16 protein-coding genes and 1 rRNA gene are annotated in these 17,563 nt (G+C 59.5%); all 17 read left to right on the top strand.

Annotated features, from left to right (window positions below):
* The first annotated feature begins 307 nt into the window (after nucleotides 1-307).
* The 17 genes from rrf (at nucleotide 308) to scpB (ending at nucleotide 17,385) form a co-directional block, all read left to right on the top strand.
* A 5S ribosomal RNA gene (rrf, locus tag HMPREF3098_RS00355) occupies nucleotides 308-424 on the top strand.
* Between the two features lie 366 nt (nucleotides 425-790).
* Nucleotides 791-1,801 carry a tetratricopeptide repeat protein gene (locus HMPREF3098_RS00350; protein WP_070433568.1) on the top strand — a complete coding sequence of 337 codons (1,011 nt, stop codon included), beginning with the start codon at nucleotides 791-793 and terminating at the stop codon, nucleotides 1,799-1,801.
* 6 nt (nucleotides 1,802-1,807) lie between these two features.
* A complete protein-coding gene (locus tag HMPREF3098_RS00345; protein WP_070433567.1) occupies nucleotides 1,808-2,800 on the top strand; it encodes an HAD-IA family hydrolase in 993 nt (330 codons plus the stop codon).
* Nucleotides 2,801-2,855: 55 nt separating this feature from the next.
* Nucleotides 2,856-3,068 carry a hypothetical protein gene (locus tag HMPREF3098_RS00340; RefSeq protein WP_070433570.1) on the top strand — a complete coding sequence of 71 codons (213 nt, stop codon included), beginning with the start codon at nucleotides 2,856-2,858 and terminating at the stop codon, nucleotides 3,066-3,068.
* A gap of 38 nt (nucleotides 3,069-3,106) precedes the next feature.
* Complete coding sequence (locus tag HMPREF3098_RS00335) at nucleotides 3,107-3,940, top strand: TlyA family RNA methyltransferase (RefSeq protein WP_070433566.1); 834 nt, start codon at nucleotides 3,107-3,109, stop codon at nucleotides 3,938-3,940.
* Nucleotides 3,937-4,854, top strand: coding sequence for an NAD kinase (locus HMPREF3098_RS00330; protein ID WP_035115069.1), 918 nt, complete (start codon nucleotides 3,937-3,939; stop codon nucleotides 4,852-4,854). Before HMPREF3098_RS00335 ends, HMPREF3098_RS00330 begins: the two co-directional genes overlap by 4 nt.
* Complete coding sequence (gene recN / locus HMPREF3098_RS00325) at nucleotides 4,855-6,525, top strand: DNA repair protein RecN (RefSeq protein ID WP_070433565.1); 1,671 nt, start codon at nucleotides 4,855-4,857, stop codon at nucleotides 6,523-6,525.
* A gap of 450 nt (nucleotides 6,526-6,975) precedes the next feature.
* Nucleotides 6,976-7,740 carry a hypothetical protein gene (locus HMPREF3098_RS00320; RefSeq protein WP_141739602.1) on the top strand — a complete coding sequence of 255 codons (765 nt, stop codon included), beginning with the start codon at nucleotides 6,976-6,978 and terminating at the stop codon, nucleotides 7,738-7,740.
* Nucleotides 7,741-7,756: 16 nt separating this feature from the next.
* Entirely contained in the window at nucleotides 7,757-9,445 is a 1,689-nt protein-coding gene (locus HMPREF3098_RS00315; protein WP_070433563.1) for a hypothetical protein, read from the top strand.
* A gap of 58 nt (nucleotides 9,446-9,503) precedes the next feature.
* Nucleotides 9,504-10,697, top strand: a complete 1,194-nt coding sequence (steA, locus tag HMPREF3098_RS00310) for a putative cytokinetic ring protein SteA (RefSeq protein WP_070433562.1) — start codon at nucleotides 9,504-9,506, stop codon at nucleotides 10,695-10,697.
* A 14-nt stretch (nucleotides 10,698-10,711) separates the two neighbouring features.
* Nucleotides 10,712-11,632 (top strand): copper transporter, encoded by a 921-nt coding sequence (locus HMPREF3098_RS00305; protein WP_070433561.1) that lies wholly within the window; start codon nucleotides 10,712-10,714, stop codon nucleotides 11,630-11,632.
* 105 nt (nucleotides 11,633-11,737) lie between these two features.
* A complete protein-coding gene (locus HMPREF3098_RS00300; RefSeq protein ID WP_070433560.1) occupies nucleotides 11,738-13,402 on the top strand; it encodes a CTP synthase in 1,665 nt (554 codons plus the stop codon).
* A gap of 19 nt (nucleotides 13,403-13,421) precedes the next feature.
* A complete protein-coding gene (locus HMPREF3098_RS00295; protein ID WP_070433569.1) occupies nucleotides 13,422-14,099 on the top strand; it encodes an NUDIX domain-containing protein in 678 nt (225 codons plus the stop codon).
* Nucleotides 14,096-15,001: a site-specific tyrosine recombinase/integron integrase gene (xerA, locus tag HMPREF3098_RS00290; RefSeq protein ID WP_070433559.1), complete on the top strand. Its 906-nt coding sequence runs from the start codon at nucleotides 14,096-14,098 to the stop codon at nucleotides 14,999-15,001. The genes HMPREF3098_RS00295 and xerA overlap by 4 nt, the downstream gene beginning before the upstream one ends.
* A gap of 152 nt (nucleotides 15,002-15,153) precedes the next feature.
* Nucleotides 15,154-15,972, top strand: coding sequence for a ParA family protein (locus tag HMPREF3098_RS00285; protein ID WP_371440925.1), 819 nt, complete (start codon nucleotides 15,154-15,156; stop codon nucleotides 15,970-15,972).
* A 9-nt stretch (nucleotides 15,973-15,981) separates the two neighbouring features.
* Complete coding sequence (locus HMPREF3098_RS00280) at nucleotides 15,982-16,785, top strand: segregation and condensation protein A (RefSeq protein ID WP_070433558.1); 804 nt, start codon at nucleotides 15,982-15,984, stop codon at nucleotides 16,783-16,785.
* 9 nt (nucleotides 16,786-16,794) lie between these two features.
* Nucleotides 16,795-17,385, top strand: a complete 591-nt coding sequence (gene scpB / locus HMPREF3098_RS00275; protein ID WP_070433557.1) for an SMC-Scp complex subunit ScpB — start codon at nucleotides 16,795-16,797, stop codon at nucleotides 17,383-17,385.
* Nucleotides 17,386-17,563: the final 178 nt, after the last annotated feature.

Genomic DNA, 17,563 nt, shown 5'->3' with positions numbered 1-17,563 from the left:
TAATTGACCGAAACTAAACATGATAACCCGTGACCGGCTGGTTCACGTAGCACGCTACCTGGTGGTGTGTTGGTGTGTGGTTGGTGATGATGGTTGGTGTGGTACACGCACAGTCCATACCGTGTGGTGTGGTTGTGAGTCGCAGAAAAGCGTGTGATACTAGTTGTGTCGTTGAAGATCTATTGTGTGTAGCTGCCTGTGTGGGTGGGCTCGCGTCTGTTATGCAGTGTCTGGGACACTACGGCATACCAGCACCCCGTTTGTTTGTGGGTGGTTGGGTGTGTTGTTTGTTTCCTGTTGTTGGTTTGTCGGTGGTTTTTGCGATGGGGTCACGCCCGGTCCCTTTCCGAACCCGGAAGCTAAGCCTATCCGCGCCGATGGTACTGCACTCGGGAGGGTGTGGGAGAGTAGGTCGCCGCCGGCATTTAAAACTTTTTTGTGTGTGTTGAGTGTGATGGTGTGGGGTGTGTTGTCAGCAACGTGGTGTTGTTGGTGGCATGCTTTGCATCGTCACACTCTTTTTTGCCCATGGGTGGGTGTGTGGGGTAGATCGTTGGCGGTGTCGCACGATCACACTCTTTCGAGCGTGTGGGGTGGGGTGTCGGTTTTAGGTGTTGATCGTTGGCGGTGCCGCACCACCACACTCATTTTATGTTCGCTCGCGTATGCAGAGCGGGCCGGCTAAGCAGGAGCCTTCGCCAATCGACGACTGTTTTCCATCTACAATGGGAAGTATTGTACGTGGCTATCTCCTGCCAGTTTTTAAATGTATTGAAAGGCTCTTGATCCTATGTCTGAATACTCCGACGGTTCCCGTCGCCAAGGCGGCGGCGGCCGTGGCCCACGTGGCGGTTCCAACCGGGGCTTTGGGTCCCGCGGGCGCGATGGGCGCCGCGGTGACAACCGGGACCGGGGATTCCGAAACCGGGATGAGAACCGGGAAGGGGGGCGCGGGGGGCGTCGGAATGAAGAGGGCGGCGGCAACCGCGAACAACGCCGAGGCAACCGCGGGGGCTTCAAGTCCAACCGCGGTGGACAGCAACAGCGTGAGCGCCACCACCACGCCGGACCCCAGCGCAGTGGGTACCGTGAGGAGCGGATCAACAAGCGGATTAACGAGCCTTCGGTGCCTAACGACATTGACCCGAAGGATCTGGACCCTTCGGTGCGCCAGGAATTGCGCAGCTTGTCCAAGGACAATGCCGATATGGTCGCAAAACACCTGATCATGACCGCACTGCTGCTGGATGAAAAGCCAAAGGAAGCTCTCGCGCACGCTCGGGCCGCGAAGGATCGTGCTGGTCGTGTGGCTGTAGCCCGCGAGACCTGTGGCATCGCCGCTTACCATGCAGGAGAGTGGAAAGAAGCTATCGCAGAACTTCGTGCTGCTCGCCGAATGTCGGGTGGCCCCGGCATGCTAGCGGTATTGGCAGATGCAGAGCGCGGCTTGGGGCGCCCGGACAAGGCGCTCGAGGTTGCTAACGAGTTTGACCCTTCTGAGCTAGATGCCGAATCCCAGGTGGAATTGGCCATCGTTGTCGCCGGTGCGCACTCCGATATGGCCCAGTACGAAGATGCGGTGTTGGCGCTAGAGAGTCAGCTGGATAACAGCAGCGCCCCACAGATTACGCAGATGCGCCTGTTTTATGCCTACGCCGACGCTTTGGTGGAGCTCAACCGCCTGGACGAAGCCTACGAGTGGTTCTCGAAGGCTGGCCAGCTGGACGAGGAGAAGTTCTTGGACATCGAGGATCGTTTAGAGGAGATCTCCCGTCGTCGCGGCCAAGACGATACCGAGTAAACCGCTATGCACCCAATTCTGCGCGAGTACCAGGGCCTCATGGTCGATCTAGACGGCACAGTTTTTGAAGGCAACCGCCCGGTTGACGGCGCCAAGGAGGGCTTGGCGGGTCACCAAGTCGCATACATCACCAATAACGCATCCCGCTCTCCACAACAAGTGGCTGAGCACCTCACGGAATTGGGTTTTCCCACTTCACCAAACCAGGTGATGACCTCCGCGATGGCCGCTTGCCTTATGGCCCGGTCGGTTCTTGACGACAGCGATGGCGTGCCACCCAACGTCTTCGTGATCGGTGCGGACTCCTTTAAACAGCTGGCTCGGGAGACCGGCCTCGTCGTCGTGGACTCCGCAGACGACAACCCAGCCGTGGTGTTGCACGGCCACAGCCCCGACAATAACTGGGCCCGCCTATCCGAAGGTGCGCTGGCGATCCAGCGGGGTGCTCGGTACATCGCGTCCAACCTTGACTCCACCCTCCCCACCGAGCGGGGCTTTATGGTGGGTAATGGCTCTATGGTTGCGGCTGTCACGAATGCCACGGGGGTGGTACCTGACGCCCCTGGCAAACCCCAGCCCACCATGTTCGAGGCTTGCATGCCCCAGTTTGAAGGTCGTGATGTGTTGGTGATCGGTGACAGACTCAATACCGATATCGCCGGTGGCAACAACGCAGGATTGCCTACGTTATGTACCGTCACCGGTGTGTCGACCCACCGAGATGTTCTGGCGGCAGCCCCCGGGGAGCGCCCGACGTATATTGCTGCGAACATGCGTGATCACCTGCCTGGATGGTCTGCCAACCTGCGGCAATCCGGCGGGGCCGAGATTCTCGTCACTGCCGGTGAAGAAGGACCTACCAACGTCATGGCCGCGGAGGCACTGGCTGCTGTGGCCCCGATCGTGTGGCAACAAGTTGATGCGGGTGTGTCCGTGGAGGCTATTACTATCAATGGGGATGGCGCGAGTGCGCGGGCTGCTATCGACGCATGGCGCTAAGCAATGTCAGCGCCAGCCACTAACGTGACTTGAAAGGACAAATCCCGTGGACCACATGAACGCTAGCCCCCAGCCCCCATCACCGGCGGCGGTGGCGGAGCAAGCGGGGCGTCGACGGGAACAAGAAAACAAAACCCCAGAACAAAAAGCCAGCGAGCTAGCAAGAACGGTTGATGAGCTATTGGCTAAAAACGTTGACGGCAGCGACGAAGCCGCCGTGCTGGAAGAAGCACACCGGGTCGTGAACCACGCTTTGGGCAGCAACTAGCCGGGCGCGCGAGAAGGACGAGTAGAACACACAAGCACATGGGGAAAAAGGGATCCAAACTACAGCGGTTGGACGCCGAGCTGGTGAAGCGGAAGATTGCGCGCAGCCGGGAGCACGCCCAAGAGATGATCAAGGCTGGGCGAGTGTCCGTTAACGGGATGAAGGCAACGAAGCCAGCGACCGGTGTGACTGGTGAGGTGTCGATCAAGGTGGCGGAATCCGAAGACGATCGCTGGGCCAGTCGCGGCGCGCACAAGTTGTTGGGTGCCTTGGGTGCATTCGAACCTCGCGGATTGGCCGTGGAGGGGAAGTTCGTGCTGGACGCGGGGGCCTCCACGGGCGGTTTCACGGACGTGTGCCTAGACCGAGGGGCAGCCAAAGTAGCTGCGGTGGATGTGGGCTACGGCCAGCTCATTTGGCGCTTGCAGGATGACAGCCGCGTGGATGTCCACGACCGCACCAACGTGCGAACCCTCACGCCGGACATTCTGGGTGGGCATGCCGATGTGATGGTTGGGGATCTGTCCTTCATCTCCATAACCCTGGTTTTACCGGCCATTGCTGCGTGCATGCGCGATGGGGCGGACTTGCTGCCCATGGTAAAACCCCAATTTGAGGTGGGTAAGGATCGGCTGGGCCACGGGGGTGTAGTTCGCAGCCCCGAGCTGCGGGAAGAAGTCACGCTAACTGTGGCGCGGGAGGCAATGAAGTATGGTTTATCTACGAAGGGTGCGGTTGCTTCTCCGCTTCCTGGACCGAGCGGGAACGTGGAATACTTCCTCTGGCTGGTCAAGGATGGCGGGGCCAGCGCGCCGACCGATGAAGAGCTCGTCACCATGGTGCGCCAAGCAGTGAAGGAGGGTCCGCAATGACCGAAAAACCACAACGCGAGGTACTCCTCGTCGCACACACTGGTGTACACGAAAACCTGGGGTTAGCAGCTGAGGCGGCATCGCGTCTGCAGGAGGGGGGTATTGATGTCCGCGTGATGGCCACGGCCGATCCGGCGCCTGTCGCGCGCCACGAGATCCTGGGTCGTTTCAAGCGCTACGGCCACACTACGGAAGCCGCGACCGGTGTGGAAATGGTGTTGGTGCTAGGTGGCGACGGTACGTTCTTGCGCGCAGCTGATATCGCTCACGCGGCGGATGTGCCGGTGCTGGGTATCAATATGGGGCACATCGGTTTCTTGGCGGAGTGGGAGCAGGAATCCCTGCAGGAGGCCATCGAGCGGGTCATCGCTAAGGATTACCGCGTGGAAGATCGCATGACCTTATCGATTACAGCCCGCGATATGGATGGCCGCGTGCTGGGCACGGGGTGGGCGCTCAACGAATGTTCGGTGGAAAACCTCAACCGCCAAGGTGTGTTGGATACCATTTTGGAAGTCGATGAACGCCCCGTGTCATCTTTCGGCTGCGATGGCGTTCTTGTGTCGACGCCCACCGGTTCCACCGCCTACGCCTTCAGTGCGGGCGGGCCTGTGCTGTGGCCGGAGTTGGATGCGATCCTTGTGGTGACGTCCAATGCGCATACTTTGTTTAGCCGGCCACTGGTTGTATCACCGAATTCTATGGTTGCGGTGGAAACTAACCCCAGCACGTCGCCTGCGACCGTGGTCATGGATGGTTTCCGTCAGATCCACATGCCCCCGGGCGCGCGGGTGGAGATCCGCCGTGGGCCGCAGCCCGTGCGTTGGGTTCGTTTGGACTCGGCACCATTTACCGATCGCTTGGTGCACAAATTCCGACTGCCCGTGACGGGCTGGAGGGGTCCCCGCCACTAAATGCTGTCTGAGATTCACATTCGCAACCTCGGTGTGATCGCCGAGGCCGAAGCCGAGTTTTCTGATGGGTTAACCGTCGTGACGGGTGAAACCGGCGCCGGGAAGACCATGGTAGTGACCAGTCTGCGGTTGCTTTCGGGCCATCGCGCGGATGCCTCCCGGGTGCGTGCGGGCGCGGATAAAGCCAGTGTGGAGGGCATTTTCGCCACAGACTCCGCCGAGGTGGCTGCGATGGTAGAAGACATCGGTGGTTACGTGGATGGGTGCGAGGTTATTGCTTCTCGTACCGTGACCGCGGCCGGCAGGTCTCGGGCACATTTGGCGGGCAAGACGGTGGCCGCGGGTGTGTTGGGGGAATTCGCTGGGCACGTTATTACGATTCACGGCCAGAATGACCAGTTGAGGTTGCTGGATAGCGTTCGCCAGTTGCACGCGCTGGATGAGTTTGCCGGGGTGGGGGAGCTCGTGGCGTCGTATAAAGAAAAGCGCAAGGACTGGAAACAAAAAGCAGCCGACCTAAAGCGACGGCTGGAGGCCAAGAGGGAATTGGCGCTCGAGGCGGAGACGCTGCAGCGGGCCGTGGAGACGATTGACGAGATCGATCCGCAACCCGGTGAGGATGAGGAGCTTAAGGCTTCCATTCAGCGCTTACAGGACGCCGATGATGTGCGAATGGCGTTGCAGCAGGCCCTGGGGGCTATTGATGGTGATGAGGACGACCCGGAAATCGCGGGTGCGAGCGATCTGCTGGGGCAGGCCACGAGCGCGTTGACGAATGGGCCGGCGGGGAATGACCAGCAGTTAGCGGTGCTGGCTGATCGGTTGCAGGAGATCCTAGCCCAGTTGAGCGATGTGGCCATGGAGCTAGGCCAGGCGATGCTGGACGTGCCGGATCCGGATTCGCTGGAACAGTTGTTGGAGCGTCAGCAGCAGTTGCGGGAGCTGCGGAAATTTGCCGTGGATGTGGACGGTGCGATTGCGTGGCGCGATGAGGCACGGGCGAAGTTGGAGACCATCGACGTGTCCGGCGCGGCGATCGAGGAGCTGACAGCGAAGGTCGAGGCAGCTCGGGCTGCGATGATGACGGTGGGTGAAAAGCTGTCTAAGACTCGGGCGAAAGTCGCGAAGCAGTTCGGTGAGGCTGTGACGAAGGAGATTCGCGGGCTGCACATGTCAGCTAAGGTGCGTGTGGATATCACCAAGGGGGAGCCGAACGCGCACGGGTTGGACGAGGTGGAGTTCCGTCTGATTCAGGGCGGGCACGATACGGCGCTGGCGGCTTCGGCTTCCGGTGGCGAGCTTTCGCGTGTGATGTTGGCGTTAGAGGTCATTTTGGCGGGCAAGGGGCGCACGATGGTCTTTGACGAGGTTGATGCCGGAGTGGGTGGCAAGGCCGCTGTGGAGATTGGGCGGAGGTTGGCCAGGCTAGCTGTGGACAACCAGGTCATCGTGGTTACCCACTTGCCGCAGGTTGCTGCTTTCGCCGACGCCCACGTGTATGTCTCCAAGGCCGCCAGCGAGGACTCGGTATCGTCTTCGGTTCGGACTCTGTCCGCGGAGGAGCGAACGGAAGAGCTGTCGCGCATGTTGGCGGGCCTAGAAAGCGAAACGGGCCGGGCCCATGCAGAAGAGCTGCTGTCTATGGCGCGTGAAGCTAAGGCTGAGCTTTAGATTTTTTAAAAAAATTTTCGCTAAGTTAGTTCTACTTACATTAATGTGTTTTTGCACCTGAGACTGCAGATGTGGAGCGGGGGCTTGCTATGCAGAGGTTTTGTGGCTTCATTTCTGCGAAAAATGCAGTGATAGCGTAAAGCAAGCTGTGTATAGTTTGGCAATGTAAAGCAGGCGATAGTCGCTAGGGGCAGGAGCAAGCTTTGCCAGGTGTTCGGGTAGTCCAGGAAGTTCGTGTTGGTGGGACTGACTGGAGTTACGGGGACGAGTGCCTGCCAGTGCAGTTTTACTGCTGTGGTTAAGTTGCGGGATTGAGCTTGGCCAGCGGTGGGGAGCTGGAGCTGGGAATGAAACCACCAAGTAAGAGGATGCTTCATGCGGAAATATTTTGGGGGCGCTGCAGTGGCTTGCGTTGCCACAATCTCGGTTGTTGCGTTGAGTGGCTGCAGTGTGTCTCTTGAGGACGCGATGTCGGGCGCGGAGACGACCATGGGGGATCGTTTCGGGGAATCGACTCGTGCACGCGAGGGGCAGGCGCATGATCCGAAAGGGGAAAGTGGTAGCTCTGGGGCTGGCACTGGACGCGGAACTGGAGGCGCAGATGATTCCTCATCTGGGCGGCCAGGAGCACAGGAGAAGGGGAGACCCGCCGGCGAGGGGGCTCGGCCGGCGGGGCATGAGGGGCTGTGGTTCGACTCCGAACCTGCGGACCCCTGGGACAGATACGTTTGGAAATCGCAGAAATACATCGGCAAAGGGGGTGATATTCCGAAGCTGGGCCCGGGCACAGCGGACAAAGCATTTTGGGGGTTGCCGGACCTGTGTTCCCGGCAGATGCAGCTACGAATGAAGGACGTGGGGTTTGAGTTTGCTGAGGTCGGCGCCAACGACTCTGGGTTGCGCGATTGCTACTGGAGCTTGTCGCTCACCGGGCCACTAGAATCAGATTTGAAAACGCTGATTCTCATGTACTCAGTCAAACCCAACGGGTTTTCGAAGATTATGGGTCAGTCTATTAATTGGCCGTTTGAGCATTACGAAGTGGTGGAGAACAACCGACATCTACCTGATTTCCAATGTGCGGCACAACATCGATTGAAACGAGATACTTTCAAGACGTTTTTGGTTGCAGACATGGAAACGGGTGTTTCTCTGTCGAACGCCTGCTATCGGACTGCGGTTCTGACGCAGGTAGTTGAAAATATTGTGAACTAGATATACAGGGGGGAAAATGATTACTTTTGATATCGTCGCACTAGTTGGAGTGCAGAAGCAGTTAAATAATGTGGCCCAGAAAGTTCAGCGGTTGATCAATGCTTCTACGGTTCTTACTGCGCCATTCACCACCGTCCCATCAATAAACACGGCCTTCGCGCAGCACCAATCCATCTGGGCTGGCCAATCAGGGTCTGGGGTGGATACCATTGAAAACATTCGCGAACGCATCCAATGGGTTCACCACTTATTCGCCGCCCATATTTCGGGGTTCGAACTCCAAGAAGAATTATCCAAAGCCTCTCTAGATAGCGTCCATTCTCACGTCACACGCAATGCCTCCGAGCATCAGTTGCAATTACCCAGCAACGCGGAACGTCAAATAGACAACCTCATTTACAACGTTCCCATCGCAGCAGGCGAAGCCACAACACCCTTGGCCGCACTCATCGCGGCCTTTCAAGGCGACGATTCCGTTCCGCTCCTCGCTGCGAAGCGTTGGAGTGACGCAGGCCGCCAACTCGGCACCGCCATGGCCAGCCTTAACAACGCGTCCAACATGATCGCCGCCAGTGCACAGGGGACCTCCTTCGACGCCGCCCGCGCTGCCATCGGCGACCTCGTCAAACTCGGCACCGTGGTCAGCGCCAACACCATGACAATGGCCGCTTCCGTGGGGCAATTCCCCACCATCCGCGCCACCAACCTCGCCGCTCTGCACTCAATCCAGGCCAGCACCGCGCTGATCACCTCACCCGCTGAGCGCCTCGCCGCCGAGCAAGCCGCGGTGGCATCGTTCGTGTCATCGCACTTGCAACCCTCGCTTGAGTTAGTCAAGCCACCCGTATCCAATCTGGGTGTGCCCATCACAATCCGCTCTGGCGGCGGCACATTGAGTGCCGGTGCATTCGGCGACTCTTCCGCACCCGCCGTCATCAACACCATCAACGGGACGACCGAATCTGCTGCACCAACCGCCACCGGCACCATGGCTCACCATGCCTCCCATGCTGCGGCCCAGGCCGGTCACGGGTCACCGTCGCAGGTTGTCGCCACCCCGGCTAGCGCTGCTACTTCCCCTGTCTCGACGCCACCCAGCCCTCCCCATCTCACACCCGCAACAGGTGCACCTGTCGCAGCGCACGCGCCGTCCGCCGGGGCTCCGCTGCACCTCGTGTCACCCGCGCCGACGGCCAATGCTCAGGTCGCGTCCGTCCGGCCTGCAACGGCTGGCCCTGCGCCTGCGCCCGAATCCGCGCAGCCCGTTTCTCGGACTGTATCGAACGTCACCCCGCTTTCCGCTCCGCGCGCGACACCACCAGCGGGCGGAGCTACGGGGATCGTCCGGGGTGTGTCTGGGCCGTCTCCGCTGGGATCCTCCGGTGCGATTGCAGCGGGAGGCACCAATCCAACCGCGGGACGCGCCGCCGGTTCCCCTCGCGTGCCCCGTTTACCATATGCTGCCCAGACCGTCGGCCAGTCCAACGTGGTGCGCGGCGCGTTCGGCGCAGCCCCGGTTGGCTCGGGCACACAATCATCGGCGGGCGCGCGGGGAGCGATGGGCGTCGGCGGTAGAGGCACAGCAACCAAAGCCAGCGCCAAGGTATTCAACTTCAGCAAGTCCGACCGCGAGTATTTCGCTCGGCAGTTCATGGGACGGCAGCAGAAGCGGAGGACCGTGCGGAAGGTGATTACTGGGAAATAGCCGCGCAACCCGGCGCGCCTACAACAACATCAGTCACAGCGGCACCACAATAGGCGCCATGACTCGATCCCGCTCCGACCAGCCCGGCCTCATCGGTGCCACCCGCGACCTCACTGGCCCCAAGGGGATTCACAAGAACCTCACCAAGGGGAAGTTGGGCGCTGGTGACATCGCCGTCATCAACCAACCTGATATCAACCGCTCGATGGCGCAGCGCTTCATCGATGCCCAGGTAGGTGCAGTTGTGAACGTCGCGCCCTTCACCACCGGTCGCGTACCGAACTTCGGTCCGCAGATGATGCTGGATTCCGGGATTATCCTGGTGGAAAATGCCGATGACGAAGTGGCTCGCAAGGTCAAAAACGGCAAGAAAGCGCGCCTCGATGAAGGCAAGGTTTTCTACGGTGACCGGTCCATCGGCGGTGGTGATGAGCTGGACCTCGATACCGCAATGGAGCGTTTCGACGAGGCCCGCGATTCCCTGGGCGATCACATGGAGGCCCTTAGTGGCAACACGGCGGAGTTTGTGCGGAGTGAGTCCCCGCTGCTTATCGACGGGTTGGGCATTCCGGAAGTCGATGTGGACATGGACGACCGCAAGGTGCTGGTGGTCAGCCCAGATCCGCGGCTACACGAGAAGTTGAAGGATCTGCGCTACTTTATCCGCGAGTATGACCCGATCATCATCGGGGTTGGTGCTGCGGCCGACGAACTACTGGCCGAGGGGCACAAGCCACGGATCATCGTCGGCGACCCCGAGACCATTGCGACGAACACCCTGCGTTCCGGCGCGTTGGTGGTCCTGCCCGCCGGTCCGGACGGGCACGCACCCGGTTTGGAGCGTATTCAGGACCTCGGCGTGGGCGCGATGACATTCCCCGCTGCGACGAGCAACCCCACTCACTTGGCGCTGCTGCTGGCGGAGTACCATGGCGCGTCCATGGTCGTTCACCTCGGTGAGAACCTCAATCTGGATACCCTGTTCTCCCAAGCTCACGATCCCGAGACCCCTTCTGCGATGCTCACCCACTTGAAGGTCGGCTCCCGACTTGTCGATTCCACCGCCGTCGCCGAGCTGTACCGGGTGTCCAAGTCCGGCAGCGGCTGGCTGTGGGCGATCTTGGGCGTGTTGCTGGCTATCGTGGTTATTATCGCGATAGCTGGATTTAGCGGGGATCAGGGATTTGTGGATAATCTCATCGATACCTGGAACGGCATTGCATTGAGCTTCCAGGACCTCTTCAAGAATTAGGGAGGATCCTTCCATTGAGTAAATCCCGAGTGATCGCGGGTCTGGGCCTTGGATTGGCTGCGGGCACCGCTTTAGGTTTCTACGCGCTTGCGCCGAATGTCCCGGGTGGCCCCAGCAGCACGGGTTCTGCCACCCACCGTGAGCTGGAGGAGCAGACCAGCGCCCGCGAGATTGCCGAAGGCAAGAACAAGGCCAGTGATGCCGTTCTTGAGGATGTGGCAAGTTCTGCTGTTCGCAGCAAGCTTGATGGTAAGTCTGTGGTTCTTATCTATACCGACGACGCCCCGCGCTCCGATGTGGAAGCCACCCGCCGGCTCCTGCGGCAAGCGGGCGCGAAGCTAACGGGCAGTGTGGCTCTAACAGATAAAGCCGTGCGGTCAAACAGTGGCGACGACATCAAGTCGATTGCCGCGAACTCGCTGCCAGCAGGGGCCAAGTTGTCCGAGAAGAACCTGACCCCAGGCATGCACGCCGGCCAGCTGCTGGGCGCAGCGTTGAAGTCTGGAAGCAAGGCCGCGAGCGAGACGGACCGTGGCGTGGTGTTTGGCAGTCTGAAGAAAGCCGACTACATCAAGTATGACGGTGAGGCTCCGAAGGCTGCGGAGGCTGCCGTGATCATCACGGGTAACCGGGCGGACGATGCCGATAACGGGAATTACGCAACGAATTTCCTCGCCGATTTCAGTGCGGGTGTGGATCAAGCGATGAAGAACGTGGTTTTGGCCGGCCAGCCGCAGAGCGCGGAAAAGAACGGTGCCATCGGCATCGTTCGTGGCAAGGCTGAGTACGCAGATGCGTTCAGCACGGTGGACAACGTCGATAGTGTGGCAGGGCGGATCACGGTGGTGCAGGGGCTCGCCCGCGAGGTCAAGGGGCGCTCAGGGCACTTCGGTGCTGCGGAGAATGCTGCTGCTGCCAGCGCTAATGACGGATAATTACAACCATGTGTTAGGCTGAAGTCCCGTAGGTAAGCACCTGCGGGATTTTTGTTTTCCCGCTTGTGACGAGGCTTGAGTAAATCGGATCTATCGGGAGCAGCCATGTCGAACGGCCATTCAGAACGTAAGACCAAGTTCATTTTCGTAACCGGTGGCGTGGCGTCCTCGCTGGGCAAGGGTTTGACCGCTGCCAGCTTGGGTCAGCTGCTCGCCGCCCGGGGTTTGCGCGTGACGATGCAGAAGCTGGATCCGTACCTGAATGTGGACCCCGGTACCATGAATCCGTTTGAGCATGGCGAGGTGTTTGTCACTGAAGACGGCGCAGAGACCGATCTGGACCTGGGGCACTACGAGCGCTTCCTGGATCGCAACCTGTCCGCCACCGGCAACGTCACCACCGGCAAGGTGTACTCTAACGTGATCGCCAAGGAGCGTCGTGGTGAGTACCTAGGCAAGACCGTGCAGGTTATTCCTCACATCACCGATGAGATCAAGCGCTCCGTCTTGGCCATGGCCAATCCTGACGAAGAGGGTGTGGTTCCCGATGTTGTGATCTCCGAAATCGGTGGCACCGTGGGAGATATCGAATCCCAGCCCTTCCTTGAGGCAGCCCGTCAGGTGCGCCACGAGGTGGGCCGCGAGAATATTGTGTTCATCCACGTTTCCTTGGTTCCGTACTTGGCGCCGTCGGGCGAGCTGAAGACCAAGCCAACCCAGCACTCCGTGGCTGCATTGCGCTCCATCGGTATTGTTCCGGATGCTCTGGTGCTGCGCGCTGACCGCGATGTTCCGCAGTCCATGAAGGACAAGATCGCACTGATGTGTGACGTTGAGGAAGAGGGCGTTATCGCCTGCCCCGATGCGCCGTCGATTTACGACATCCCCAAGGTGCTGCACTCGCAGCACTTGGATACGTTCATCATTCGTCGCATGAACTTGCCATTCCGCGATGTGGACTGGACAGTATGGGGCACGCTTCTGGACCGCGTGCACAAGCCCGAGGGTGAGGTAAACATCGGAATCGTCGGTAAGTACATAGACCTGCCGGATGCTTACCTGTCCGTCGCGGAGGCCGTGCGCGCTGCAGGCTTTGGTGCCAAGGTGAAAGCCAATGTTAAGTGGATCGCCTCCGACCAGTTGGAAGACCCAGCGCGCGCAGAGCAGGAATTGGCCGATGTAGATGGAATTGTCATCCCAGGCGGATTCGGTATCCGTGGTATCGAGGGCAAGATCGGCGCTATTCGCTATAGCCGTGAAAACCGTCTGCCGCTTCTGGGTATCTGCTTGGGCCTGCAGTGCATTGTCATTGAAGCTGCGCGCCAGGCGGGACTGGAAGAAGCATCCTCCACCGAGTTCGATCCCGAAGCAACCACGCCCGTCATCTCCACCATGGAAGAGCAGAAAGCCGCTGTATCCGGTGAGGCGGACTTGGGTGGCACCATGCGTTTAGGTTCCTACCCGGCGAAGTTGGCCAGTGGTTCCGTGGTAGCCGGGCTGTACGGTAAGGAGGATGTGACCGAGCGTCATCGCCACCGCTACGAGGTCAACAACCAGTACCGGGACCAGATCACGGAAGGCTCCGGCCTGCTGTTTTCCGGTACATCACCAGATGGCAAGCTCGTGGAGTTCGTCGAGTACCCAACGGACCTGCACCCGTATTTCGTGGCAACCCAGGCACACCCTGAATATAAGTCCAGGCCGACCCGTCCACACCCACTGTTCCAGGGGCTGGTGGATGCGGCATTGGAACACCGCGATAACCGCTAAAATCACTACACTCGATGTCATGACTGAACCCCTGTCACGCGAACAACATCCAGATGCCACCGACAAGTATCCCGTCAAGGCCTCTAAGGTCCTGTTCGATGGCCCCATCATCGCGGTTCGTCAGGACACGATCGATGGTCCGACTGGTGAGATGACCCGTGAGATTGTCGAGCATTTCAGTGCCGTGGCCATCGCTCCCGTACGGGACGGAAAAGTGCTGCTGATCCGCCAGTATCGGCACGGAGTAGGCCGTTACCTATGGGAGATTCCCGCGGGGTTGTTGGACATGGCCGGGGAGAACCCACTGGATGCAGCCCGTCGCGAGTTGGCGGAAGAAGCTGGCCTTGTGGCGGAGCGATGGCATCTTTTGGGTGACGTGGTGACGTCCCCGGGCTTCTGTGAAGAGTTCACGCGCATCTACCTGGCTGAGGGCCTATCCAATGACCTCAACGAGTTGGATTTTGAGATCCCAGATCCCGAGCACGAAGAAGCAGACCTCGAGACCCGATGGGTTCCCGTGCAGGAAGCCATCGAATGGGTGCAGATGGGCAAGGTGGAAAACTCCATTGCCGTGGCCGCGTTGCTCCACTTGGCTGTTGGTACCAAGCGCGATGTCAGCGAGCCTTATTACTACCACTCCGGTATGGCCGAGCGCCGTGGCCACGAGCCGGGTCAGGACATGAAATTCGTCCGGTGAATAACAACGACCGCCTGATTCACCAGTGGCGCCGGCACCTGCAGACTGAACGCAATGTCTCCAGCCACACTCTGAATAATTATCAGCGAGATATCGACCGCTATCAGGAATGGCTTGGGGACAAGGATCTTACGAACGTCACCAGCAACGACATCGAGGAGTATTTGGTGTGGTTGCAGACGGACCAGTCAGGGCACAAAGGGATAGCGCAATCTAGTGCGGCACGCGCACTCGCCAGCATCCGCAGTTTGCATGATTTCGGCGAGCGCGAGAAACTCCTCGCCAGCAACGCCGCCGCCACAGTCCCGGTGCCGAAACGGGGTGCCCCAATCCCTAAGGCGCTGACCGTCGAACAGGTCATTAGCTTGCTTGACGCCACGCCGAACAGCGATGCCGCCTCTCTCGTAGACATCAGGGATCGCGCGGTGTTGGAGATGCTGTATTCCACGGGCGCGAGGATCAGTGAACTGTTGGCACTAGATGTCGACGATGTGGATCAGGGGGAGCGCATGGTTTTGGTGCGAGGCAAGGGTGCAAAGGAGCGACTGGTGCCGCTTGGCAGCCCGGCGTCGATGGCCCTAGAACAGTATGTGGTGCGAGCGAGACCAGCGATGAATAAGAAGGGGTCGCCGGCGCTATTTTTGAATGTGCGTGGCGGACGGATGGGGCGGCAGTCCGGGTTTAAAGCCGTGACCCAGGCTGCAGAGAGGGCAGGTTTGCCACCGGTGTCGCCCCACGCGTTGCGGCACTCGTTTGCTACGCATCTGCTGCAAGGTGGGGCGGATGTGCGAGTTGTGCAGGAGTTGTTGGGGCATAGCTCGGTGGCGACGACGCAGATTTATACCAAGGTGACCGCTGATCACCTGCGCGAGATGTGGGCCACTTCGCACCCCCGCGTGTGAGTGGCTGATAATCTATAGCGTGTAATTAGTTCGCAATTACCGTTGATGGTTTTATTGGACAAGGGTAGGACAAGGGAAAGGGCTTGACTGTGTCAGAATCCGACGCGCTTTTCGATAAGCCCGAGCAGAAGATCGGCCTGACCGGTCGGCCCATGCGGGAGTTGCCGGATCCGGCGCCGTTGAAATCGCATGGGCCTGCCAGCATCATTGCCATGTGTAACCAGAAGGGCGGGGTGGGGAAGACCACCTCGACTATCAACATGGGTTCGGCTCTAGCTGCCTTCGGGCGCAAGGTTTTGCTGGTGGATTTGGACCCGCAGGGTGCCTTGTCAGCCGGCTTGGGGATTGGTCACCAGGAGCTGGACGTTACGGTGTATAACCTGCTGGTGGATAATTCGCTGTCTATTCTAGATGCAATCCACGAAAGTCCAGTCGAGGGGCTTGACGTGGTGCCGGCGAATATCGATCTGTCCGCTGCTGAGATCCAATTGGTCAATGAGGTTGGCCGTGAACAAGCACTGGCGCGGGCGTTGCGTCCAGTGATGAACGACTACGATTTCATCGTCATTGATTGTCAGCCATCGTTGGGGTTGCTGACGGTGAACGCGCTATCGTGTGCGGATTCTGTGATCATTCCCGTTGAGTCCGAGTATTTTTCCTTGCGCGGTTTGGCACTGCTGATGGACACGGTAGAAAAGGTGCGTGATCGGCTGAACTTCCGCCTGGAGGTCTTGGGCATTCTGGTGACGATGTTCGATCGTCGCACCTTGCACTCGCGCGAGGTGATGGAGCGATTAGTGGAGGCCTTTGGTTCTAAGGTCTTCGACTCGGTGATTACACGCACCGTGCGGTTTCCTGAAACGTCCGTGGCTGGCGAGCCGATCGATACCTGGGCACCGAAGTCATCTGGCGCAGTGCAGTACCGCAACCTTGCCGCAGAGGTCATCGAGCGCGTAGCCGCCCAACCCTAGGATCAGCCGGTGGAATCCACACAGCCGGAGATCACTGGCTTCCGTGTCGCTTTGGCCAACTTCGATGGGCCGTTTGACCTGTTATTGCAGCTGATTCACTCCCACAAGTTGGACATCACGGATGTTGCCTTGGCACGAGTGACCGATGAGTTCATTGCGTACACGAAGGGGTTATCGAAATCCGCGGAGGATTTGGATGAGGTCACTGAGTTCCTCGTGGTGGCTTCCACGTTGTTGGATCTGAAGGCCGCGCGGCTGGTTCCACGGGGTGAGGTGGAGGATGAAGAGGACCTCGCCCTTTTGGAATCTCGTGACCTGCTGTTTGCCCGTTTGCTGCAGTACCGGGCGTACAAGCAGGTGGCGCAGATGTTTGCGGAGTGGCAGCGTAACGCGGCGCGGCGCCACCCGATTGGGCTGTCGCTGGAGGAGCATCAAGCGAACCTGCTGCCTCCCGTGGAGATCGGTCACACTGCTGACAACTTCGCGGAACTTGCCGCTGCTGTGTTCCGTCCGCGGCCTTCGGGTGTGGATACGGGGCACGTTCACCAGGTTGCGGTGAGTGTCCCGGAGCAGGCTGGGCACATTCTTAATACATTGAAGGTCGCCGGTGAGAACAGGTGGGTGAGTTTCGGTACGTTGATAGCCGATTGCGAGCTGAATATGACTATCGTGGGGCGCTTCTTGGCGTTGCTGGAGCTTTACAAGGCCCGGGCCATCGGAATCGAGCAGGAGATCCCGCTGGAGGAAATGTCCGTGGCCTGGACTGGGCTGGATGTGGACCCGGCCGTGGTTGCGGCATCGAACTGGACGTAACCTGAATCCATGAACGACCACGAAAACGAGTCTGCGGCCGCTGTGCCTCTGGCACCTGTTTCACTTTTGCGCAGTCGCATCGAATCCCTGTTGCTTGTGAGTGACGAGCCGGTCACCGCTGCTGAGCTTGCGCGGGTTCTTTCCACCGACGCCACGGTGGTCCCCGCCAACGAGATCGAGATGGTGTTGGTGGAGATTCGGGACGAGTTTGATGCGCGAGGTTCTGGCTTCGAATTGCGTGAAAGCGACGGGGCTTTTCGGCTATACACGCGGAGGGAGAATTCGGAGGCCGTGGAGTCAAAGCTTCTGGATGGTACGCAGCAGCGGTTATCGCGCGCGGCCCTCGAAACTTTGGCGGTGGTGGCGTATCGCCAGCCGGTGACGCGAGCGCAGGTTTCGGCCGTCCGCGGTGTTAACTGCGACGGCGTTATGCGTACATTGGCGTTGCGCGGCCTGGTTTCGGAGGTCCCCGAAGGACCGGGTGGAGCGAACTTGTACTCCACCACGGACTTATTCCTCGAACAGCTGGGTATCGCTTCTCTCACCGAACTGCCTGATCTGGCACCACTTCTTCCCGAGGTTGACTCGATTGACGATTAGAGCAGTGGAGCGGGATGTATAAATTCTCGGCCCTGGGTTGGTGTTTAGAATGGCGGCTCGTCGTTGTTGCTATTGGGTTCGTCTTCTTGGTCGATGATTCCTAGTCGTCGTTCGTTATAGGCATGGGTGACCCTGATTCGCCTGGTGGCTTTGTGTTGGAATGTTTCGCGGCCGAGGG

The sequence above is a fragment of the Corynebacterium sp. HMSC28B08 genome, assembly GCF_001806865.1.
Classification (GTDB): domain Bacteria; phylum Actinomycetota; class Actinomycetes; order Mycobacteriales; family Mycobacteriaceae; genus Corynebacterium; species Corynebacterium auriscanis.
The sequence above is the reverse complement of the archived record's forward strand: the minus strand, read 5'-3'. Positions and strand labels throughout refer to the sequence as shown.

Coding starts and splice junctions, on each gene's coding strand:
- steA (WP_070433562.1), top strand. CDS start 9,504: ATGACTCGATCCCGCTCCGACCAGCCCGGCCTCATCGGTGCCACCCGC.
- HMPREF3098_RS00330 (WP_035115069.1), top strand. CDS start 3,937: ATGACCGAAAAACCACAACGCGAGGTACTCCTCGTCGCACACACTGGT.
- HMPREF3098_RS00345 (WP_070433567.1), top strand. CDS start 1,808: ATGCACCCAATTCTGCGCGAGTACCAGGGCCTCATGGTCGATCTAGAC.
- HMPREF3098_RS00340 (WP_070433570.1), top strand. CDS start 2,856: ATGAACGCTAGCCCCCAGCCCCCATCACCGGCGGCGGTGGCGGAGCAA.
- HMPREF3098_RS00285 (WP_371440925.1), top strand. CDS start 15,154: ATGCGGGAGTTGCCGGATCCGGCGCCGTTGAAATCGCATGGGCCTGCC.
- HMPREF3098_RS00350 (WP_070433568.1), top strand. CDS start 791: ATGTCTGAATACTCCGACGGTTCCCGTCGCCAAGGCGGCGGCGGCCGT.
- HMPREF3098_RS00300 (WP_070433560.1), top strand. CDS start 11,738: ATGTCGAACGGCCATTCAGAACGTAAGACCAAGTTCATTTTCGTAACC.
- HMPREF3098_RS00315 (WP_070433563.1), top strand. CDS start 7,757: ATGATTACTTTTGATATCGTCGCACTAGTTGGAGTGCAGAAGCAGTTA.
- scpB (WP_070433557.1), top strand. CDS start 16,795: ATGAACGACCACGAAAACGAGTCTGCGGCCGCTGTGCCTCTGGCACCT.
- HMPREF3098_RS00335 (WP_070433566.1), top strand. CDS start 3,107: ATGGGGAAAAAGGGATCCAAACTACAGCGGTTGGACGCCGAGCTGGTG.
- recN (WP_070433565.1), top strand. CDS start 4,855: ATGCTGTCTGAGATTCACATTCGCAACCTCGGTGTGATCGCCGAGGCC.
- HMPREF3098_RS00295 (WP_070433569.1), top strand. CDS start 13,422: ATGACTGAACCCCTGTCACGCGAACAACATCCAGATGCCACCGACAAG.